The sequence below is a fragment of the Caecibacter sp. AF58-12pH5A genome, from assembly GCF_027681725.1.
Classification (GTDB): Bacteria; Bacillota; Negativicutes; order Veillonellales; family Megasphaeraceae; genus Megasphaera; species Megasphaera hominis.
Window position 1 is genome coordinate 1 of record NZ_JAQDBC010000039.1, and the last position, 21,909, is coordinate 21,909.

A 21,909-nucleotide genomic window follows, 5' to 3' on the forward strand; every position below is an offset into this window, starting at 1 on the left:
AAGATGCAAATAAAAAGAGGATGTGGACAAAATGATTTCTCATTTTGTCACATCCCCCTTTTCAGCTAAGCGAGGGTGATTCCCGCTTATTTATTCTTTTTAGCCAGTGCTTCTTTACCGGCTTTCAGGGTTTCAATGATCTTATCTACATCGTAGACAGTACCTCTCCAGGTACCGCCGCTGACGTCCTGCAGTGCAGCCCAGAGGCGTGTATCATCGGGCAGATCCGGATCCGGACGAACAGCCGGGTTCGTTTCCCGTTCTGCCAATACTTTCGCACCTTCTTCGTAGGTCAGCTTGTGGTCTTCTGTACCGATGAAGTTGAGGCTGCCTTCGAGTTTTACCGTGTCGACGATGATTTCTACTACGTCGCCATCACGCAGTTTGCCGATCGGGCCGCCAGCCAGGGCTTCCGGTCCTACGTGACCGAAGCAAGCGCCTGTGGATACGCCGGAGAAACGGGCATCGGTAATGAGGGATACGTGTTTGCCGAAGGACAGATGTTTCAGGGCGGAAGTCAGCTGATACGTTTCTTCCATGCCTGTGCCGAGAGGACCGCCGGCCATAACTACCATGATATCGCCAGCCTGTACGCCATCGTTTTTGAGAGCTGTAATAGCTGCTTTTTCCGAAGGATAGCATTTAACCTTGGCGGTGTGACGGAAAATGTGGTCCGGGCCGATAACAGACGGATCGATGGCTGTCGATTTAACAACAGAGCCTTCCGGTGCAATGTTGCCTGTCGGGAAGGTAATGGTCGAGCCGATACCTTTGGCTTTTGCCTGTTCCGGGCTGAAGATTACGTCGTCTACGTTGAGGTTGTCGATTTCTTTCAGGCGGTTGCGGCAAGCCACACGGCGCTGGGACTGTTCCCACCAATCGAGGTTTTCGCCGAGGGTGCTGCCCGTTACGGTCATGACGTCTTCGTGGAGGAGGCCCATCTTGCGCAGGTGGAGCATAACTTCCGGAACGCCGCCGGCCATGAATACGTCAACTGTCGGGTAGTTGATTGGGCCCATGGGCAGAACGCTTACGAGACGGGGAACTTCTTTGTTGATGCGAGCCCAGTCGTGTACGGTCGGAACTCTGCAGCCTGCCATGAAAGCGATAGCCGGCAGGTGGATCAGGAGGTTTGTCGAACCGCCGAAGGCAGCGTGGATAACCATGGCGTTTTCAATGGCTTTATCTGTAATAACGTCTTTCGTCGTAATACCTGCTTTGTACATGCCCATAGCAGCAATGGCCGATTTCTTGGCAACGTCATACCAGATCGGTTCGCCCGAAGGAGCCAGAGCCGAATGGGTAATGGAGAAGCCCAGGCCTTCCGCAATAACCTGGCTGGTACCGGCTGTACCCAGGAACTGACAGCCGCCGCCACCGCTGGCGCAAGCCATGCAGCCCAGACGGACAGCGCGGTCGTACGACAATTCATCGTTGGCATAGCGGACGCTGATGGTCTGAACGGTGCCCAGATCTTCGCCGTTGTTCGGCATGAGTGTCGCACCGCCGGGGATCATGATCGTCGGCAGATCGTGCATGCTGGCCAAGGCCATCATCGTAGCCGGCAAGCCTTTATCGCAGGAAGCAACGCCGATAACAGCCTTGCGCGTAGGCAGGGAACGGATCAGACGGCGCATTACCTGGGCGGCGTCGTTACGGTACGGCAGGGAATCGAACATGCCTGTCGTGCCCTGTGTACGGCCGTCGCAAGGGTCGGTTACATAGGCAGCGGAGGGAACGTAGCCCATGGATTTCAGCGTATTGGCTGCTTCCGTCAGGAGGCCATCCAATTCGAAGTGGCCCGGATGAAGACCTACGGCAACAGTCGTGCCGTCATCTTTTTTCAAGCCGCCGTATGTGCTGATCATCATGACGTCGCCATTAGCGAGCGTAGAAGGATCCCAGCCCATGCCGGCATCAATAGTCATACCAAAAATATTGCCACTTGGCGAATTCCGCAGGGCTTCCGGCGTCAAGGGAAGTACCCCTTCAGGACCATCGGCATGCGTGCGGGATTTGAGAATCAAATCGGAGGCATCATTTTCAAACAAATTCTTTACTGCCATGTTATTCACTCCTTTTTTTCAACCCATTCACTAATACTATATATTGGTATCTGAACAGGCGTTTCCTTCTTGTGGACCGTCTAGTTCAGAATAGTAGAAAAACTAACACGTGAATGTGAGTTCATAGTAACGTAAATTTGTGCCACTGTCAATGCATATACGCATGAATTCGTAATTTCATACAGAATAGGTGCCTTAATTTATATATAAAATGAAATATAAGCCGGCTCATTCATTGCTGCTATGAACGAGTCGGCTTGAGCGTGTTAACGATTATTTAGTTTCTTTTTTTGCGGGCTGGGCTTTTGTATTCTTCTTCATCAGGTTTTCTAAGTCAATTCCATCGATGAAAGCCTGTAATTTCTTTACTGTTGGCGGTCTCTGGGAGAAGTGCATGCAGTATTCGCTGACCGGAACGCCCTGCAGGTTCAGTGCTTTTTTCGCAATTTGCGGGAACGGTGTCTTGGATGAATAAATATACATCAAGCCATTGATCTTTTCCTGGCAATCAAACATATATTCCCAATTCTTTTCATTAATGGCACGGCACCATTCGGAGCACAGCTTCGGTGCGAAGTTGGATAAGCCGCCGATGCAGCCGTTACCACCGCTGAGCATGATGTGAACGAGGTTTTCGTCATAGCCGGAGTAAATGATGAAGTCCGGATATTCTTCTTTCGTCACTTCGATGAGCTTACGTGTATGGGAGAAGAGTTCGATCGTATCCTTGTAGCCTACGAGGTTCTTGTGTTTGTGCAAGAGGCGCAGGGTGATTTCCGGTGTAACGTCGTCGCCTGTCGCACCGGGATAGTTGTAAATGAAGACGTTGCCACGGATCTGCGGCAGAATCGTGTCGTAATAGGCTTCAATATCTTCGTCACTGAGCGGGAAGTAGAAAGGACACACGATCATGACGGCGTCGGCGCCGGCATCGCAGGCATAGTTGGACAGTTCGACTGTATCGCGGACGCTCATGCAGCCCGTACCGATCATGCATTTTACACGGCCTTTGATATACGGAACGGCAATATCGATGAGGCGTTTTTTCTGTTCCATGGACATGGCGAAGAATTCACCAGTACTGCCCATGACGACGATGCCGTCTACGCCGCCTTTAATCAGAAAATCATATACCATTTCATTGCCGCGCTGGTCAATGTTTCCTACTCTATCAAATATGGTAACAACCGGGGTTAAATATTCTGCTTTTTTCATGTCTCCCAATCCTTTCCTACTGTGACAAGCTTTCATTTTTAATTCGCATATACTAACTTAGTCGTTATTACGAATCATGTGTCTATTCTACATGATTTATTTTGAATGTCAAGGGAGTCAATGGCTCTTTTCGCGTGTATTTTACATACAATTATGTAATAATTTTTCACATATGCATTCCCTTCGTGACTAAAAAATCCCAGTCATGCATGAAAATTTTGCATACATGACTGGGTTACGGTTTCCCCAGGTGAGACTGCCAGTCTCTTTCCAGGCGCCAGGCGTCTTCTTTTCTATCGATATCTTCCAGTTCCTGTGCCGCTATGGGCAGGCTCCAGCAGTCCTTTGCATGGCGGCGTAAAATAGGGCCGGCACCGCAATCGCCGTGGAGATCCATAAGTTCTTTATAGAACAAGTGGCTGAAAATGGCCGGATTGCCTAAGTTCCCGTCATAGGCAGCAGCCCCGGCAGGACAGCCGGAACGGATATAGCCGGTCAAAAAGGAGGCGATCGTCGCCGCCTTGAGACGCGGCCTGTCGGCGACAAAGTACGCCCAGGCGCCGGCAGCTGCCGTAGCTTTAGTACCGATACGGATCGCTGTGGCCTGGCCTTCGCTGGCCCAGGGATTATCATAAACGGCCGCCCCGCGGGCGCTGCACCAGCGGGCAATCTCCTCATAGGGCGTAACGACCGCCACGTGCCAGTGAATTCCCGGCACCTCCACATAGGACAGGCCTTGCTGCAAGTGGCAAAAGCCATACTGAAACAAGGGCCGGCCGCCGACGGGAAAGAGCAGCTTGTTACTGCCAAAGCGGCGGCTCAGGCCGGAAGCCAGGTAGAGGACGGCAATGTCCATTACGACACCTCCGCCTCAGCAAAGGACGTAATCAGGCCTTGGGCAAGACCGGCTTCCTGCAGGATTAACGCACCTGCCAGCTGCTGTGCCGGTGTGTCGGCCTGATTTAAAATGGCGATGACCGGCCACGTATAGGACTTTAAAGCGGCCAGACTGCCCTTGGCCCAGAGGGCGGCAAAGAGACTGATGGTCAAAGGCGTACTGCCCTTATCGGCTTCCTTCGGAAAGGTCGTGCCCAGCCGTTCCGCTGCGGCTTCGCTTTCAGCCCAGCCATAGCAGCTGCTCTTAAGGGATTTTCCCAAGGCGCTCAGGCCGGCTACGCACAAGACGGCGTCGCACGTTTCCGGCAGTACCGGCTCGAGAGGCCGCGGAATTTTAAAGGGCTGCCGCCGGGCACCGTCGGCTTCTACGAGAACCACCTGGGCTGCCGGGCATGCGGCTTCATAGGCAGCATCGCCAATATAGGCAATTTTATCTTTCCCATAGGGCAGGCCGGCAATGACCAGGCTGTCCCGTTCCAGGGCGGCTGTGATGACGGCCGGATCGTTGCTCAGTACGCCGTGGCTCTCCGGCTTATACATATGGGTCGTCGTGACGACGAGGACCCGTTTGCCGGCGGCTACAAGTTCCTCTGCCAGGCGCATGATGCACGTCGTCTTGCCGCCAGCGCCGGTGACGGCTACCACCTGCGGCCCGTCTGCCTGTGCCAGGGACGGACAGAGACAGGTAATACTCTCCCAGAGACTGGTCGTACGTTTAGATTGTTCCTTTTGATATATGATAGCTTCCATCTGTTTCCTCTCTCCAAATATAGGCACCTTTTTTTTGACGTCCTTCCCGTTTCGCCCGGATGGCAATGAGCTCGGCTGCAATGCTGACGGCGATTTCTTCCGGTGTCGCCGCAGAAATTGGCAGGCCAATAGGAGCGTGGAAACGGTTTATGTCTTCTTCCGTAAAGCCATCTTGTTTTAATTTATTGCGGACAAAGGCCAGCTTGGCCCGGCTGCCAATGACGCCCATATAATAGGGGTGGCATGTGAGGACGTATTTTTGTGCTTCATAGTCGCCCACGTGGCCCCGCGTCATGATACAGACATAATCGTCCGGCGTGACCGTCACGTGCTGTGAAAGGTCTGCAAAATCCGTTACGATGCACTGGTCTGCCATAGGGAAGCGTTCGTGATTGGCAAATTCAGCCCGGTCATCGACAACGGTACAAAAGAAATCGAGCTCTGTTAATAATGGTACTAAGGCCAGGGCTACGTGGCCACCGCCAAAGACGATGACGCGGCGCGGCTGTACCAGCGTTTCTTCATAGAGCACGCCGTCCTGCCGGGCTTGTATACCTTCGGCCGTAAGAGCCGTACCGGCACAGGCGGCCAGTACCGGCTGCGCCGTTGCTGCCTCACACGTCACTTGCTGCGTACCGTACTGCAGGGCCATGGCCCAGCGGTCCGGGACCGTCACATCGAGGGCCAGCCAGCTTGGCTGATGGCTCTCCAGACACTGCGTGAGTGTGGTAAAAAAGGCGATAGCCGCCGCATCAGCAGGTGCCAGGTATTGGCAAAATACGAGCAATTCGCCGCCACAGACGCCGCCAATGTCGGCGGTGGGATTCTTGTGCAGGAGCAGTGGCAACAGGCATGAGGTTCCGCCTGCCAGGGCGGCGCGGCCGGCTTCACAGGCTACATATTCCTGATAGCCGCCGCCTACAGTCCCTACGGTCGTGCCATCGGCCAAAACCAGCTGGTGGCTGCCGGCCGTACGCGGCGTTGACCCTTTCGTATCCAGGATGGTCAATAAGACAACGGCCCGGCCCGCCTTAAGTTCTGTCAAAAGCCGTGCAAAGAGTGCATGCATAAGTCACTTGTTCCTTTCTGTGTATCATTAGCGGTATAAAAGAATAATATGGTTTCCCGTAACCCCCAGCTTTTCCGGCAGGTGCTGCAGGCGGTGTTCTGTTTCCAGACGCCATGTAAGCAGCCCTGGTACGGTCTGGCTGCGGTAGCGGAACTGGACGAGCCGGCTAAAGGGCTGGTCCACTACCTTTATTATTTCTACAGGATACTCGTTTTCTCCTGCTCCGGCCGAAAAGGCTTGCTCCCGTATGGCAATAGCCCGGACTGCTTCCGGAACAGGCCGGCCCGTATCCAGGCAAAGGCCCCAGTCCGGCACCGCGACAGTCGTCTCTCCTGCCTTACGGGCTGGGACGATATTCTTACAGCCCGTGAGAATCGCCCCGGCCTGTGTTTCCGGTGCAGCAAAAACGTTTTCTACGGTCCCACAGGTATCGACCTGCCCGTCTGCCAGGATGGCCAGGTGATCACAGAGCTGGTACGCTTCTTCCCGGTTATGGGTAACGACGATGACGTCCTTGTGGAACTGGCCTAAGAGGCCGGTCATTTCTCCCATGAGCTGTTCCTTCAGGTATACGTCGAGGGCACTAAAGGGCTCATCGAGGAGGAGAATTTCCGGTTCGTTAATGAGGCAGCGTGCCAGCGCCGTCCGCTGCTGCTGCCCGCCTGACAGCTGGGCCGGCCGCAGGTGCTCCAGGCCCGTGAGCTGCATACGCCGGATCATGGACTGCACACGCTGCCGCCGTTCCCGGCTGTTTTTCAGAAAACGGGCACCGCAGGCAATATTTTCTTCTACGCTCATCGTCGGAAAGAGGGCATAATTTTGAAACAAATACCCTACGCGCCGCTGTTGTACGGACACATTGATTCCCTTTTCCGCATCAAAGAGGACCCGCCCGTTGAGGACAATGCGGCCCTGATCGGGCCGTTCGATGCCGGCAATGCATTGGAGGGTCTTGCTCTTACCGCTGCCCGACGCGCCTAAAAGGCCCCACACGCCAGCCCCTGTTTCCAGGCGGACGGCCAGGTGGAAATCGCCCAGTTGCTTTTGGATCTGAACGGATAGACTCATGCCTGCCTCCTTGTCTGGCTCCGTTTGCCCAGCATATTGATGGTCAGGAGAACGACGGCGCTGATGGCAATATTGACCAGTACCCAGATGAAGGCACTGTATTCGTCATTGGTCCGCCATAACTGATAGACCGTCGTCGAGATGGTAGCCGTGCTATGGGGAATATAGCCGATGAGCATGCTCGTCGCCCCGTATTCTCCTAAGGCCCGGGCAAAGGCCAGGACCGTACCGGCCATGATGCCCTGGCGGCAATAGGGCATACGGATGTGCCAGAAAATGTACGTATCGGAAAGGCCCAGGGTGCGGCCGCTCCAGGCCAGGGTTTCATCGAAGCTTTCAAAGGCGCCGCAGGCCGTGCGGTACATGAGCGGGAAGGCGACGACTGCCGAAGCGATGACGCCGCCGTACCAGGTCATGACGAACTGTACGCCCCACTGGGCCAGGAATTGGCCGATGGGGTGGTTGAGGCCAAAGACCAGCAGCAAGAGCCAGCCGCAAACCGTAGGCGGCAGGACCAGGGGCATAGTCAGGATGACGTCGACCAGCCCTTTCAGCCAGCTGGGCAGGCGGGCCACATAGTAGGCCATAAAAATGCCGCTAAAAAATACGAGAATACAGGAAATAGCCGCGATGCGCAGACTATTCCAGAGTGGATACCAATCCATCACTGGCCGTCCGTCACAGGGCTAAAGCCGACGTGTTCAAAGACCTTCATGGCTGCATCACTCTGTAAATACTGCAGGAAATCCTTGGCAGCCGCTGCATGCTTGCTGTCTTTGAGGACTGCTGCGGGATAGATGGCCTGGCCACACATGGCCTTTGTCGCCTGGTCGAGAGGTTTCAGGCCGGCACTGAACGCGTCGGTTGCATAAATAATGCCGCAGTCGGCACTGCCTTCTTTGACCTGGGTCGTTACTTCCTTGACGTTAGAGCCATAGGAAATATGGCCGGCATTGGCCAGTTCCTGTTCGTTCAGGCCGTAATAGGCCAGAATTTTTTGCGTATACTGGCCGACAGGTACATCGCTGTTGCCCATAACCAGACGGATCGAGCCGGCCTGCAGTTTTGCTGCCATGTCGTTGAAGTTTTCTACGTGGCCCGGGTTGCCTTCCGGCGTGACGAGGACGACGTGATTTTCTAAGAGATTGATGCGCGTATCAGGCATGATGAAATCGAGGTGACCGGGATTCTTTTTTTCGTCCTGCGTCTTGTCGAGCTGATTCATCTGTTTTTGTGCGGCCGAAATGAAGACATCGCAGGCGGCACCGTTTTCAATCTGCTTTTTGAGTGTCCCTGACGAATCAAAGTTAAAGACCAATTCTACGTCAGGATGTTCTTTTTCATAGTCCTTGGCAATCTGATTGAGCGTTTCAGTCATACTCGCAGCAGCAAAAACCGTGAGCTTCACTTTTTCTCCACCGGCACTGCCGGCATCCTTCTTTTCGGCGCTGCAGCCTGCAAGACCTACGGCCAGCGCTGCCACTACGGTGACAGCAATCCACTTTTTCCATTTCATACTACATATCCCCTTTCGTATTGGTTAGCGGCCACAGTCGCCGCCGGTGCCCCTTAAAATATCCAGTCCATGAGGCAGCACATCTGCGACGATAGCCCAATATTCCCGGCAGGCCTTGGTGCTGCCCGGAAAATTGATGATCAGCGTCTTTTTACGGATGACGCTCACACCGCGGGACAGCATGGCCCGCGGCGTAATGGCCAGCGACGCTGCCCGCAGGGCTTCGGAAATGCCCGGCACCTGCTTATCTGCCACGGCCAGTGTTGCCTCCGGCGTGATATCCCGCGGTGACAGGCCTGTACCGCCCGTCGTCAGAATGAGATCGACTTGCCGCTGATCGGCCAGGCGGCGCAGGTGCTGCTGCAAGGGACCGGCTTCATCGGCCAGGAGCAGCGTTTCGACGACGTCATAGCCGGCCTCCCGGAGGCAGGCAGCCAGGGCCGGGCCGCTTTCGTCGTGCCGCTCGCCGCGGCTGCCCTTATCGGACAAGGTGATGACCGCCGCCTGATAAGGGCGCTTGCCTGCCTGCTGTACCACAACCAGCTCATCGCCTACGTGGAGCGTACCGCCTTCAAGGACCTTGGCAAAGACGCCCTGCCGCGGCATGATGCAGTCACCGACGGCCTGGTAAATGGTACAGTGCTGATGGCATTCCTTACCGATCTGCGTCAATTCCAAGAGTACTGTGCCGCTCTGCAGGCGCGTCCCTACGGGCAGGCGGGCAAAATCGATACCCCGGACGACCATATTTTCACCAAAGGCACCGGGGCCTACGTCGGCGCCGCGGGCCCGGAAGGCTTCAATCTGTTCGCTTGCCAAGAGGCTTACCTGGCGGTGCCAATGGCCGGCGTGAGCGTCGCCTTCGATGCCCCAGTCAGGCACGAAGGCAGCGGCTGCGACCTGTTCCTTCTGCGTACCTCTGTGGGTACTGATACATAATGCTTCAATGACTGCCATATTCAGCCTCCAATTTGACTCATTTTTTTATGCTCTGTCACTTCATTTTGGTTTTCAAAGTGGTGTCCTGCCGGCTTATTTGCCAGACAAGACGCCATAGCCTTATAGAGGTCTTCATCAGCGGCGCCGCTGCGCAGGAGGCTTCGCAGGTCCGTACCCATGTCGTAACACAGGCAGGGCTTTAAAAAGCCCGTACTGGTCAGGCGCAGGCGGTTGCAGCTGCCGCAAAAGCGGTGCGTCTGGGCCGCTATGAAGCCGATACTGCCGCGCAGCTGACGGCTCCGGTAATAGACAGCCGGACCGTTGCCGTGCCAGGCCGTATCAGGCTGAAGATCGTCATAGACAGTACGCAGCACCGCCAGGCAGGCCGCACCGGCAGGGCCGGCAAAGTGCCGGCCTTCGCCAATAGGCATGACCTCAATGTAACGCACGTCTACAGGCAGGTCCCGGGCCAGCTCTGCCAGGGGCAGGATCTGGTCTGCCGTGTCGGCCAGGAGAACGGCGTTGACCTTCGTACGGATAGGCCCGCTGGCGGCTGCGGCAATGGCTTCTTCTACCACGGCTAGTCCGTCGTAGCCGGTCAGGGCTGCATACTGCCCGGCGTCCCGCGTATCGAGGCTGATATTCAGTCCGTCCAGGCCCAGTTCCTCTAAGGCGTGTAAATCCCGGCCCAGGCTAAGGCCGTTCGTCGTCAGCGTGACCTGGTCCACACCGGCCATTTCCTTTAATTCCTTTATAAAGGGAATAATGCCACGGCGCACAAGAGGTTCGCCGCCTGTAATCTTAAACCGGTTAATGCCCAAGCGCAGGGCCTGGCGGCAAATACGTCTGATTTCCTCGTAGCGCAGGATATCGTCGTGCTGCAAGGGCGTGACGCCTGCGGGCTGGCAATAGATGCAGCGCAGATTACAGCGGTCGGTCACGGAAATGCGCAGGTACGTAATGTCCCGGCCGGCAGCGTCACGCATGATCAGCGCCACCTTCAGTAAAGGTAAAATGACCGCTCCGGCCGCCACTTTTTTCAACCAGGTGGATATCCCTGATGACCATGCGCTTATCCAGGGCCTTACACATATCGTACAGCGTAAGCAGGGCCGTCGACACCCCTGTAAGGGCTTCCATTTCTACGCCGGTCTGGCCACTGCAGCGTGTCGTACAGCGCGCTTCAATGGTATGACTTTCAGGCTGCAGGGAAAAGACGACCTGGCAATGCGTAAGGGGCACGATGTGGCACAAGGGAATGAGCTCGCTCGTGCGCTTGGCGCCCATGATGCCGCCGACCTGAGCCACACCGAGAACATCGCCCTTCTTGACCGTATGGGCCACAACGGCGTCGAAGCAAGCGGGACTCATGGAAAGGGTGCCTACAGCCGTCGCTTCCCGGGCCGTCACGGCCTTGTCACTCACGTCGACCATACGGGCGTTACCGGCTTCATCTATATGGGTAAATGCTGTCATAGTCGCTCCTATCTGCCAAAGCTGCACTGCGGGAAGGTACACACAGGACAGTTCAGGCAATAGCCGCCTTCACCCCAGGCAGCAATCTGTTCCTGCGTCAAAGGAACACCGGCTATGAGGGACGGCAAGGCCAAATCAAAAACAGTCCGCTTGGCATACATGACGCACCCGGGCAGACCGATGACCGGCCGGCCATCTGCCATGTACGCAACGAGGAACATGGCCCCCGGCAGGACCGGTGCACCGTACGTGACGATACGGGCGCCTGTATTTTTAATGGCTAAGGGCGTCTGGTCATCGGGGTCGACACTCATGCCACCGGTACAAAAGACCATATCCACGCCTTTGTCCAGCATGGCCATAATGGCGGCTGTAATGGCCTGGGGATCGTCATCTAAGATATCGTGGGCGATCATGGTGGCGCCAAATTCCTTTAATTTCCCTTCAATGACGTCCGTAAAGGTGTCTTTAATACGTCCGTGGAAGACTTCGCTCCCTGTCGTCACGACGCCAAAGGTGCGCTTTTCAAAGGGCACGACCTGCAACAGGGGTTCCTTGCCGGCAGCTTCGCGGGCACGCTGCATCTTTTCTTTCTCTATAACCAAAGGGATGATGCGTGTGCCTGCCAGATGATCGCCGGCATGGACCGTAAAGCCGCCGTGCCGGCAGGCGATCATCATTTCCCCCAGAGAATTGACCCGCTTCAGGCCGGCCGTATTGACCGTAAGGAGGCCATCGCAGTCGGCAATGAGTTCGATCTTCCCTTCTTTGGGCTCGCTGCCGTGCATGTGACTGCCCATACAGATATCACGCAGAATGGCTGCGGCATCATTTTCGTGCAGCATATTTTCGTTATTTTCCCAAATATAAATCTGTTCTTTCCCTACGGAAAGGAGCACGGGAATATCTTCAGGCTGAATAATGTGGCCCTTACGAAAAACAGGGCCTTTGGTAACGCCACGGATGATCTGCGTAATATCATGGCAGAGCACTTGGCCAACGGCATCTTCTGTACGTACTTTTTTCACGTTGTATACCTCCCGGATTGATGCATAAGGATCGCCGTCACGACAGCGCCGCCAAGGCAGCGGGCCTTATCGGAAACGGTGAAACAATTTTTTAGTTCTTCCTGACGGGGATCGATATCGGCAATCTTAAAGCCCTTCGTCACGGCATAGCCGTCCCGGATGAGCCCCCGGACGAGGCCGGTCAGGCTGGCAGGCAAGCGAATTCCCGGTGTGGCTGCCGTCACGGGCGTAGTCAGCTTTTGCGGACTGAGCAAGGCCATGGCCTGCCCCTTTTCTACCGTATCGCCAATCTGTACGAGGCCATACAAAAAACCTGCTGCCGGGCTGTGCATGACCCGTTCCTTTGACGCGCCGGCAATGGTACCGGGTACGCCCGTGTTCGGAGCTGCCGCTCCCTTCGTAAGGATACGGCCCAGGTTATGGCCCCGCTGCGTTTCAATGACATAATCAGCGTCGGTCCCGGCCGTAAAGCCCGGCCCTAAGGCGATGACGCACGGTGCCATATCCTTGCGGGTACCTAAATTGCGTTTCGCCAGAATCGCATCGACGACGACAGCGGGATTACGCTGGCCAATGGCCAGGCCTTCCGGATCGATGAGCAAAGGCACATAGCCCTGTTGCCACGCAGCCTGTATGTCCCCGTCAGTTCTGCAGCGGACACAGGTCACGTCTTCTACGCAGGCCAGGCCGTCATATACGGCTTCCGATAAGGCCACCTGGCGGCGAATGGCTGACGGTCTTTCCGCTTCCAAAATGAGGACAAAGAAACCGGCCCGCCAAAGGGCTTGTACCGTTCCTGTTGCTAAATCGCCGCCTCCGCGGACGATGACGAATCTATTTTCCATGACCAATCTCCTTTAAGCGCCTGAGTTCCTGGGGATTAAAATATTCGGCAAATTTTTCCTGAGCTACACGGCAGACACTATCCTCTAGGGAGTCATACCGCTGCAGCAGGATCTGCGCCTGGGCCGTAAGGACACTATGGCCGCCGTGAAGCCCGCCTACGTGGCGCTCAATCAGCGGAAAGCCCCAAATATTTTCTGCCTCCTTCATGACGGTCCAGGCCTTACTGTAGGACATGCCCATCTGCTGGGCTGCGCCCTGGAGGGAGCCTGTTTCGCCAATGCCCCGCAGCAGCTGCGCCACACCGGGACCAAAGGCCCGCGTCTCCTTAAGTATCCGTACGGTTACCTTGCAATGCAAAGGCACCCCTTGTTCTCGTTCCATCCTGTCTCCCTTCCAGGCGTTATTCTTTCATTCGAATAACGCCTGCCTAGAAAAAGCCGGTTTTGACACCGGTATTACAGTCATATTATATAAGAATTCTTACAAAAATGCACGTAAAAGAAAGAGATTCTTCTCTTGTCGCCAGTCCCTGAATTCCGTATACTATGTATAGGCACTACCAATTTATTTTGAGAAGGAGCTGATCTACTGTGAGTTATCAGGCAGCATTTATTTACTTGGCACCGGGCAACGATCCGGAAAAACAAAAGGCCGTCATTCCCGGCCCTTCTATTGACCTGACCGTCGTCGGCGTCAAATCCTATACAGATGCCGTAGCAGCAGCACAAAAGCTCGTTGCAGATGGCGTAGGCGCCATTGAACTGTGCGGCGGTTTTGGCTTTGAAGGCGTCGCCATGGTCAAAGAAGCCGTCGGCAATAAAGCCGCCATCGGCGTAGTCCACTTCGATATTCATCCGGGACTGGGCAACAAGAGCGGCGACGTGATTTTCAATAAAAAATAGGCATGAGACAAGGCAGCAGCCGCTTTCACGTGGCTCCTGCCAATAAATCGTAAAGGCCCGGCCAGCGTATATGCTGACCGGGCCTTTTGACCTATGCAAGTGGGTGTTGACTTATTTTACGATAACCGATACGCCATCGGGGATAACCGTGATCTTCGGATCCGTTACGCCTTTAGCGGCTACGAGTTTCTTAGCCATTTCGATAGCTTCTTCGATGTTGTTGGCATATTTCAGATGCATATCTTCGACCATCTGTTTCGGTGCGCTCGTTACCATGATGATATCGAAGTGCAGGAGCAGACGCAGGAGAATCTGCGATTCCCACTGGTCAAAGATCGTTTCGTTACGTGTACGGGCCAGGATTTGGTCCATCGCTTTCTGCAGGTCCGTAGCTTCTTTCAACGTATTGAAGAAGTCTTCACCGCCGTGACCGTCGTTGCAATTGGAAACGTCGATGATAACGCCGCCGTCTTTGCAGGTTGCTTCAGCAGCCGTCATGCCTTTTACGGACTGGTAAATATTCTGGTCCAGAGGATAGCCGCCGTTCGTCGTGATAACGATATCAGCCGGAGCCGGTTTAACACCAGCCAGTTTCATTTCGAAAGCAACGCCTTCTTCATGGGCTTTTTCTCTGTCACCGGCAAAAGCAGCGATGACTTTCTTATCAGCGTCAATAACGACGTTGCAAATGAAGGCCAGGTTAGCTACTTTGGCAGCATAGAGCATATCTCTGTGGATCGGGTTACCTTCCAGGATACCTGTACGGGCATAGGGGCTGTCGATGAATTCGGAGCAGTGGTTAGCAAGAACCGTAATCTTGCTGGCTACGCCAGGGAGTACGGATTTACGGCCGCCGGACATGCCTGCGAAGAAGTGTGGTTCAATGAAACCTTCTGCTACGAGCAGGTCTGTATTAACAGCCAGTTTATTGAGCAGGCATTCGCCGCCGGACGGAAGCGTGCCGATGCTGACCATGTCTTCATCGTTACGGCTGACATGAATGACGATCTTTTCGTTATTAGCGATTTCTTCGCCATATTTGCCAACCAATTCTTCATGCGTCGTCGGGCGATGCATGCCTGTCGCTACGAGGATGGTAATATCGATATCCGGGTTGCCTTTACGCAGTTCAGCCAGGAGCTGCGGCATGATAACATGGCTCGGTACCGGACGGGTATGGTCACTGGAAATGATCGTGCAAGTTTTCTTACCTTTTGCAAGTTCGCTCAGTTTCGGGCTGCCAATGGGGTTGGCCAGGGCGTCAGCAACGAGTTCGGCTTCCGATTTCGGTGCTTTGTATTCATGAGCATGAGATACGAGTACGCCGGCTACCTGTTCTTCAGGAAGTTCGAAATTGACTTTACCTTTACCGAAGGGAATGGAAAAATTCTGCATAGATAACCCAACCTTTCTTTCACTAAAAAGATCCTTATAAAGAGCAAACGGTAAAACCGGAATGGTTTTACCGTTTGGCCCTATCTGCCTTCCGGCATTACTATCTACTTATTCCTGAACAGGAACTTCGTCGTTGATGCTGACAACTTTGCCCGGGTTCATAATGTTCTTCGGATCGAGGGCTTTTTTAACAGCTTTCATCAATTTCAGTTCGATGGGGTTCGTGTATTTTTCGAGCAGAGCTTCACGTTTGAAGCCAATGCCGTGTTCACCGGAAATACGGCCGCCCAGGCTGTAAACGAGATCATAGATTTCGCCCTGGATCTTCGGCAGCATTTCTTCCCACTGTTCCTGTGTACGGTCGTCTTTCAGGATATCGATATGAACGTTGCCGTCGCCGCAGTGGCCTGCGCAGTGCATAGCAACATCATATTTTTCGGAGAGACGGGAAATCTGCTGTACAGCGCCCGGAATTTCCGTCATCGGAACAACGATATCTTCCATGGAGAAGACTAAGCTGCGAGCACGGTCGGCTTCGAGGTACGCTTTACGGGATTTCCAAATAACAGCCGGGTCAGCAACGAGGGAATCGATGGCGTTGTTTTCTTCAGCCAATTCAACGATCTTTTCGCACTGTTCGTCGAGAACGTCTTCGTTATCGCCAGCGATCTGGATGATGATGTAGTTGCCTACGTCGGAGTGCGGCAGTTTTTCATCGAGGAAGATTTCAACCTGTTTGATCGAAGCATTATCCATGAATTCTACGCAAACCGGTGTGATACCAGCGTTCATAACTTTCGGTGTCAGGGCAATAGCGTCGTCGAGGTTGTCGAATACAGCCAAGAGGTCCATCTGATGTTTCGGCAAGGAAACGAGTTTCAGGTAGATCTTTGTGATGATACCGAGAGTACCTTCGGAACCGATGTAGAGGTGCATGAGCATGTAGCCCGTAGCATTTTTACGGAATTTACCGCCCAAGGTTACAACTTCGCCGGTCGGGGTAACAACTTCGATACCCATAACCTGGTCACGAGTTACGCCATATTTAACAGCACGGTTGCCGCCAGCGTTGGTAGCTACGTTGCCGCCGATGAAGCAGGAGTCCCCGCTGCAGGGGTCGCCGCCGTAGAAGAGGCCTTCTTCAGCTACTTTGCTCTGGAGAACAGCAGTCGTAACGCCCGGTTCGGTTACGCAAACCATGTTTTCTTTATCGATTTCGAGGATTTTGTTCATGCGTTCGATGGAGATGATAACGCCACCGAAGGTAGCTACAGCGCCGGCAGCCAGGCCTGTACCTGCAGCACGCGGAACCATAACCGTATCGTTGTCATAGCAGAGCTTTACAACTTTAGCAACTTCTTCCGTCGTAGCCGGAAGAACGACAACCTGCGGTTCTCTCATATAATGAGGGTCTGTTACTTCATCATGAGAATAGGGTTCCAGTTTGTCTTTGTCGGTGTATACATATTTTTCACCAACGATTGCTTTGAGCTGTTCAATTAACTCTGGTGTAACAATACCTTTTGCCATAATACATACCTCCATAATATAAAAAATAAAAACTGAAGCTTATTGCATCCGGCAACGACCGGATCGTCGACTTAATATTACGAAAGATTTAAAAAACATACGCTATTTATCTTTCGTTTTTTTCCTACGCGTTTTATTATACCCTACTTGTCTGCATCTGTAAATTACATTTACACATTTTTAACTTGCATTTTTAAGATAAACTTATGGTCGACTATGATAGTATATCATAAATTTTCTCTATTTCCGTTGCTTTTGCCACAAAAACTACGGAACATATTCTGCATATTATGAAACAATCTGACGTTCTTCATGCATTTTAGTAATAAGCAGACATTCACAAAAGGAAACACAGCAAGGCAGCGCGTAACGTACATATTTATAAAATTACACGTATTGAAAGCAAGAGAGTACACCACACAAAGAATTAAGCATACACTCTTGCTCCCACCTATCCACAAGAGGAAATCAGTTAACCAAGAACGGAACGACGCTCGGTGCTATGATGGTGATAATACCGGCAACAACCAGGAGGAAGAGACAATAGCCTACAGTCCCGCGCATGATTTCACTTTCCTTGCCATCAGCAACGGCACCTACAGCGCCGATGCCCAGAGCAATACTCTGCGGGGAAAGCATCTTGCCAATACAACCACCGAGGGAGCTGGCACCGGCAAGCCACGGCTGGCTCATACCTAAGGAAGAAGCAACCGATACCTGCAGCGGCCCAAAGAGAACGTTGGCGTTCGTGCAAGACCCGGTAATGAAGGCGCCGAGACCACCAACGAGAGGAGCAAAGATCGGGTAGCCGTTGCCCGTTGCATATACGAGGGCATCAGCAATTTCCTGGGTCATGCCCGAGTAGGTCATGACTTTCGCAACGATAACGACCGTGATGATCGTCAGATAGGTAAAGCGAAGACCGATGAAATTGTCTTTGAATACCGAAGCAATCTTGCCAACAGAAGCACCCTGATACAAGCCGCCGAGAATAGAGGCGATGAAAATCATGATGCCAGGAACGGCAATCCACGTGAAGGTGTACGGTTTAGCACCGGCACCGATATAGATAGGAACAGTCGTCTTAATCGAAGCCAGAGGCCCGTTGATAGCCGGGAACAGTTTCGATGTACCGACGAGAAGCACGAAGATCAGGATGAAGATCATAGCGGCTTTCACGCCTTCGCCAAAGGAAACGGCTTTCTTATTTTCTTCATGCATTTCCAGTTTGTATTCCGGATTGCTGACCGTCTTGGAAGCTTTCGAATAGAGAACGATGACAGCCATGATGATGACGGACGATACCATTACCGGCAGTTCCGCACCTACAGTCATGGAAATGAGCAGTTCCGGAATAGCCAGTGCCAGGCCGGAAAGAAGGGTAACAATGCCTACCCCTTTTAACGCTTTTAAACCGCCGCCGATGCAGATAACGACCAAGAAAGGAGCGATGAGATCAGGAATAAAGGAAACGATAGAAACCTTCGTTGCCAGTGTAACAGCCGGAATACCGGTAATCGAAGCCATGGTCGTCGTCGGGATACCAATGGAACCAAAGGACGGTGCAACAGCATTCGAAATCAGGCAGGCAACGATCGTGCGGATCGGCGGATACCCCAATGCAACCAGCATAGCTGCCGGAATAGCAACGGCTGTACCAAAGCCAGCCATGCCTTCCATAAATGTACCGAAGCCCCAGGCAATGAGGAGGCACAGGACACGTTTATCTTCACTGACCGTAGACAGCATCTGTTTGATGATTTCAAAGCTGCCTGTTGCCACTGTCAGTTTATAGGCGAACAAGGCCATGACGATAACAAGCAAGATAGGCCAGCATGCCAAGGCCACGCCTTCCAAGACAGCCGAAATGGCGACCGGAACGGACATGCCAAAGCACAACACAGCGACGATAAATGCAATAATGGCCGCAATCGGGCAAGCTTTCCAGCCTGCCATCTTAAGGAATCCCAATGCTACAATGAGAAATAGGATCGGGAGCAAGGCCAATAGAACCATTACATACCACCCCTTAAAAAAACGCACAATAATAACAAATAGATATCTTCTTGCACTTAAACGCACAAAAACGCACAAAAAGACCCGTTCTTTATTTAGATTGTATCCGGATTCAATCTTCATATCGTTATTATACCGCGTAACAATGGGACTGTATAGTACGACACATTACATTAATACATATTCTCCATATCTATTTTGGATTGCAATCAGTGTACACTTTACTGATATGCATAATCCTTTTGATTTTTTAAACTTAATCTTTTATTTTCTTAAATTATTAATATTGTCATTTTTTTCACTTTCGCATTATGATTTTAAGTTATTTTAAAACAGAATATCGATTCATGCCTTTTGTCTATACTAAAAAAATGGCTTACTAATCAATATTAGCAAGCCATTTCATATAGGATATACTACTTTTTTCTTATGGGAAAGCCGTCACTTATAGCGTCTTGTTCTTTTCTGCTGACACGATGACGGCATTCATGGCCGCAGCGCGGAAGCCATTTTCTTCCAAACTTTTCACGGCTTCAATGGTCGTACCACCAGGAGAGCACACGTCGTCCCTCAATTTGCCCGGATGTTCACCTGTTTCTAGGACCATTTTGGCTGCGCCCAGGACAGTCTGGGCGGCAAAGGTGTAGGCCATGGGACGGAACATGCCTTCCCGCACGCCGGCATCTGCCAAGGCTTCAATAAACATGTAGACGAAGGCCGGGCCACTGCCGCTAAGACCACACACGGCGTCAATGAGCCGTTCTTCTACGACCTCTGCCTTGCCGAAGCTGCGGAAGATTGCTACGGCAGCCTCTTTTTCGTCGTCTGTCAAATACCCATTAAACGTAAGGGCTGACATGCCTTCGCCTACCATAGCCGGTGTATTGGGCATAACCCGGACAATTTTCGTCTGTTCCGGCATGGCCGCTGCTAAGCGGGACAAGGTCAGGCCGGCAGCGATGGAGATCATAATCTTGCCGCCTGTAATATACGGCTTGATTTCCTCTAATACGCCAGGCATAATGAACGGCTTGACTGCCAAAATGACTGCTTCAGACTGTTCCAAAAGCTCTTTAGCCGAATCTACTCTGACGGCGCCTAATTCGTCAGCCAGGCGTTGCGCCTTTTCCGGGTGAATGTTATAGAGATAGACTTGATTACCCTGCATCAGGCCCGATCGGACCAGGCCGGACGCAATGGCCCGTCCCATATTTCCTGTACCCAGGATCCCCAGTGTTTTAAACATAAAAAGCAACCTCCTTCAGCTAAAAAATGCGCGCTAACAACGAACTGGCCAGGCAGCTACTGGACGATACCGGCAGCATCAATAGCTTTTTTAACCTTAGCAGCCAGGCCAGTAATCTTCTGCTTCGATACAGAGCATACAGCCAGACGGATGCCTTTTTTCAAGGGCACGAGATATACGTGCTCCTGTTCCAAAATGTCACAGATCTTATCGGCATGGGTGACAGGAATCGTGATGAAGAAGCCGGAAATGTACGGCAGAATTTTTAAACCGCAGGCAGCTGCTTCTTCCATGAAGATATCGGCCCGTTCTTTAATCATCTGGAAATACATCGCCCGTTCCTGATCGAGACGGGCCACCTTGTCCAGATCTTTCGTAATTTCGATCATCGTCCACATGGCGGAGCTGTTGGCGTTAGACCACGTAGCACGGGCCGTGTATTTATTAATAGCCATAAATTCATCGGCAATTGCTTCCTCAGGCGTAACGCAAATCATGGCGCCCAGACGCTGGCCATAGAGGGTAAAGCTCTTCGAGCATGTATAGGCTACGATAGGCATGATATTAGCAGGGAGATTCCCGAATTTCTTAAAGAATTGGCGGCATTCTTCTTTTTCGCCGCTGTAATCCAAGTAGGCAACGTCCGATACGAGGATGATGTTCTTATCCTTACCGGCGACAGCCTGTTTTAAAAAGTCCAGGACCCGGTCCCATTCTTCCAAGCTTAAGCCATAGCCGGTCGGGTTATTGGCCGGGGAGTTTAAGATAATGACCGTATTGTATTGTTTTTCAACGAGTTCGGTTACATTTTTTTCAAAGCTCTGGAAATTGAAGGTCCCGTCTTCCGTAAGGAGTTCAAATTCCCGCAAAATCCGGTTGTCATCGCGGGCAATATTCCGATAGGCGCCCCAATACCAATCCGTCGTCAGAACTTCATCGCCCGGATCGGAATAGTTATGAACAGCCGTATGGATAGCTCCTGAACCACCAGGTGTAGCAATAGCCCGGATAAAGCCATCCGGACGGGATGCGCCAAAGCACTGATCAATAGCTGCATCCAAAAATTCCTGGAAACCCGGAATCGGAGCATATGCTACGATCTGTTCCGGTGTTAAGGCAGCAAAGGTGTCCTTTACGACTTGTAAGACGACTAAGTCACCATTTTCATCCATCATGGAACCAACTGTACCATTAATTACGGCATCAGCACCATTCTTTTCAATGTCTTCTGTGCAACGCGCAGCGGCAGCCATGATAGCATCGGCTGCAAATTTTCCTTTTGCATGTTTAGCGGCAATACTAGTAGCCATATAACCAACTCCCTTTTTAATGATTGATTCCTTTATACCATATATAGCGGGTGCTGACAAGAAAGGGACATCTACTTGTACCATGTATTCTGGATACAATTGAAATAAAGCTTTACTGTATGAGGCCTGCAGCTACCGTTTTATCCGCCCGCTGCAAGAAAATAAAAAAAGAGCACCGACTTTTCGGTATTTAAATAGGCTCCCTCGTGGGGGAGCTGGGCCGGATGCGAAGCATTTGGGCCTGAAGGGGTTCATTTCATTGTAAATATTTTTTATCTTCTAATGAACCCCTTTCGACCGATTTGCGCATCGCGCAGATCGGTCACTGTCCCCTTCCATCGCGTATCATAATCTGGGATACGCACTAGAACCGCAATGCCCACACAGGGGCATTACGCCCCCTAGGGGGCAGCTCTGGACCGCCGCTGATTACAAAAAAAAGAGCACCGATTTTTCGGTGTTTAAATGGGCTCCCCCGTGGGGGAGCTGGGCCGAATGCGGGGCATTTGGGCCTGAAGGGGTTCATTTCATTTTGAATATTTTTTATCTTCAAATGAACCCCTTTCGACTTATCTGCGCATCGCGCAGATAAGTCACTGTCCCCTTCCAGTGCGTATCATGATCGGGGATACGCACTGGA

20 protein-coding genes are annotated in these 21,909 nt (G+C 52.5%); 1 reads left to right on the forward strand and 19 read right to left on the reverse strand.

Annotation, left to right across the window (positions count from 1 at the left end):
* Positions 1 to 86: 86 nt before the first annotated feature.
* The 14 genes from PGX44_RS12075 to PGX44_RS12140 all read right to left on the reverse strand — a co-directional run bounded on the left by PGX44_RS12075 (position 87) and on the right by PGX44_RS12140 (position 13,251).
* Entirely contained in the window at positions 87 to 2,066 is a 1,980-nt protein-coding gene (locus tag PGX44_RS12075) for a YjhG/YagF family D-xylonate dehydratase (RefSeq protein WP_289001997.1), read from the reverse strand.
* Positions 2,067 to 2,339: 273 nt separating this feature from the next.
* Positions 2,340 to 3,281 carry a dihydrodipicolinate synthase family protein gene (locus tag PGX44_RS12080; protein ID WP_186504464.1) on the reverse strand — a complete coding sequence of 314 codons (942 nt, stop codon included), beginning with the start codon at positions 3,279 to 3,281 and terminating at the stop codon, positions 2,340 to 2,342.
* A gap of 235 nt (positions 3,282 to 3,516) precedes the next feature.
* Complete coding sequence (locus PGX44_RS12085; RefSeq protein ID WP_498855543.1) at positions 3,517 to 4,137, reverse strand: nucleotidyltransferase family protein; 621 nt, start codon at positions 4,135 to 4,137, stop codon at positions 3,517 to 3,519.
* Complete coding sequence (yqeC, locus tag PGX44_RS12090) at positions 4,137 to 4,928, reverse strand: selenium cofactor biosynthesis protein YqeC (RefSeq protein ID WP_498855544.1); 792 nt, start codon at positions 4,926 to 4,928, stop codon at positions 4,137 to 4,139. The genes PGX44_RS12085 and yqeC overlap by 1 nt, the downstream gene beginning before the upstream one ends.
* Entirely contained in the window at positions 4,894 to 5,973 is a 1,080-nt protein-coding gene (locus tag PGX44_RS12095; protein ID WP_498855545.1) for an XdhC family protein, read from the reverse strand. Before PGX44_RS12095 ends, yqeC begins: the two co-directional genes overlap by 35 nt.
* 51 nt (positions 5,974 to 6,024) lie before the next feature.
* Complete coding sequence (locus tag PGX44_RS12100) at positions 6,025 to 7,065, reverse strand: sulfate/molybdate ABC transporter ATP-binding protein (protein WP_498855546.1); 1,041 nt, start codon at positions 7,063 to 7,065, stop codon at positions 6,025 to 6,027.
* Positions 7,062 to 7,730 carry a molybdate ABC transporter permease subunit gene (gene modB, locus PGX44_RS12105; protein ID WP_498855547.1) on the reverse strand — a complete coding sequence of 223 codons (669 nt, stop codon included), beginning with the start codon at positions 7,728 to 7,730 and terminating at the stop codon, positions 7,062 to 7,064. Before modB ends, PGX44_RS12100 begins: the two co-directional genes overlap by 4 nt.
* Positions 7,730 to 8,581 carry a molybdate ABC transporter substrate-binding protein gene (modA, locus tag PGX44_RS12110; protein WP_498855548.1) on the reverse strand — a complete coding sequence of 284 codons (852 nt, stop codon included), beginning with the start codon at positions 8,579 to 8,581 and terminating at the stop codon, positions 7,730 to 7,732. The genes modB and modA overlap by 1 nt, the downstream gene beginning before the upstream one ends.
* A 24-nt stretch (positions 8,582 to 8,605) precedes the next feature.
* Positions 8,606 to 9,538 (reverse strand): molybdopterin-binding protein, encoded by a 933-nt coding sequence (locus PGX44_RS12115; RefSeq protein WP_498855549.1) that lies wholly within the window; start codon positions 9,536 to 9,538, stop codon positions 8,606 to 8,608.
* 2 nt (positions 9,539 to 9,540) lie between these two features.
* A complete protein-coding gene (gene moaA / locus PGX44_RS12120; RefSeq protein ID WP_498855550.1) occupies positions 9,541 to 10,506 on the reverse strand; it encodes a GTP 3',8-cyclase MoaA in 966 nt (321 codons plus the stop codon).
* On the reverse strand, positions 10,499 to 10,996 hold the full coding sequence (gene moaC, locus PGX44_RS12125; RefSeq protein WP_498855551.1) for a cyclic pyranopterin monophosphate synthase MoaC: 498 nt from the start codon (positions 10,994 to 10,996) through the stop codon (positions 10,499 to 10,501). Before moaC ends, moaA begins: the two co-directional genes overlap by 8 nt.
* Positions 10,997 to 11,004: 8 nt before the next feature.
* A complete protein-coding gene (locus tag PGX44_RS12130) occupies positions 11,005 to 12,024 on the reverse strand; it encodes a molybdopterin-binding protein (protein ID WP_498855552.1) in 1,020 nt (339 codons plus the stop codon).
* On the reverse strand, positions 12,021 to 12,869 hold the full coding sequence (yqeB, locus tag PGX44_RS12135; protein ID WP_498855553.1) for a selenium-dependent molybdenum cofactor biosynthesis protein YqeB: 849 nt from the start codon (positions 12,867 to 12,869) through the stop codon (positions 12,021 to 12,023). Before yqeB ends, PGX44_RS12130 begins: the two co-directional genes overlap by 4 nt.
* Positions 12,859 to 13,251 (reverse strand): winged helix-turn-helix domain-containing protein, encoded by a 393-nt coding sequence (locus tag PGX44_RS12140; protein ID WP_498855554.1) that lies wholly within the window; start codon positions 13,249 to 13,251, stop codon positions 12,859 to 12,861. The genes yqeB and PGX44_RS12140 overlap by 11 nt, the downstream gene beginning before the upstream one ends.
* A 209-nt stretch (positions 13,252 to 13,460) precedes the next feature.
* On the opposite strand from PGX44_RS12140, the gene PGX44_RS12145 reads away from it, so the two are divergent.
* The gene (locus PGX44_RS12145; RefSeq protein WP_498855555.1) at positions 13,461 to 13,772 is read left to right on the forward strand and encodes a DUF6506 family protein; all 312 of its coding nucleotides are present in this window, start codon (positions 13,461 to 13,463) and stop codon (positions 13,770 to 13,772) included.
* Positions 13,773 to 13,883: 111 nt separating this feature from the next.
* Here PGX44_RS12145 and larA read toward each other — a convergent pair whose 3' ends face one another.
* The 5 genes from larA to PGX44_RS12170 all read right to left on the reverse strand — a co-directional run bounded on the left by larA (position 13,884) and on the right by PGX44_RS12170 (position 21,269).
* Positions 13,884 to 15,167 (reverse strand): nickel-dependent lactate racemase, encoded by a 1,284-nt coding sequence (gene larA, locus PGX44_RS12150; protein ID WP_186504535.1) that lies wholly within the window; start codon positions 15,165 to 15,167, stop codon positions 13,884 to 13,886.
* Positions 15,168 to 15,275: 108 nt separating this feature from the next.
* A complete protein-coding gene (locus PGX44_RS12155) occupies positions 15,276 to 16,697 on the reverse strand; it encodes an FAD-binding oxidoreductase (RefSeq protein WP_186504534.1) in 1,422 nt (473 codons plus the stop codon).
* Between the two features lie 468 nt (positions 16,698 to 17,165).
* Positions 17,166 to 18,713, reverse strand: a complete 1,548-nt coding sequence (locus PGX44_RS12160) for an L-lactate permease (protein WP_186504533.1) — start codon at positions 18,711 to 18,713, stop codon at positions 17,166 to 17,168.
* Positions 18,714 to 19,158: 445 nt separating this feature from the next.
* Positions 19,159 to 19,959, reverse strand: coding sequence for a pyrroline-5-carboxylate reductase (proC, locus tag PGX44_RS12165; RefSeq protein ID WP_498855556.1), 801 nt, complete (start codon positions 19,957 to 19,959; stop codon positions 19,159 to 19,161).
* 56 nt (positions 19,960 to 20,015) lie between these two features.
* Entirely contained in the window at positions 20,016 to 21,269 is a 1,254-nt protein-coding gene (locus tag PGX44_RS12170; protein ID WP_498855557.1) for a pyridoxal phosphate-dependent aminotransferase, read from the reverse strand.
* Positions 21,270 to 21,909 lie beyond the last annotated feature (640 nt).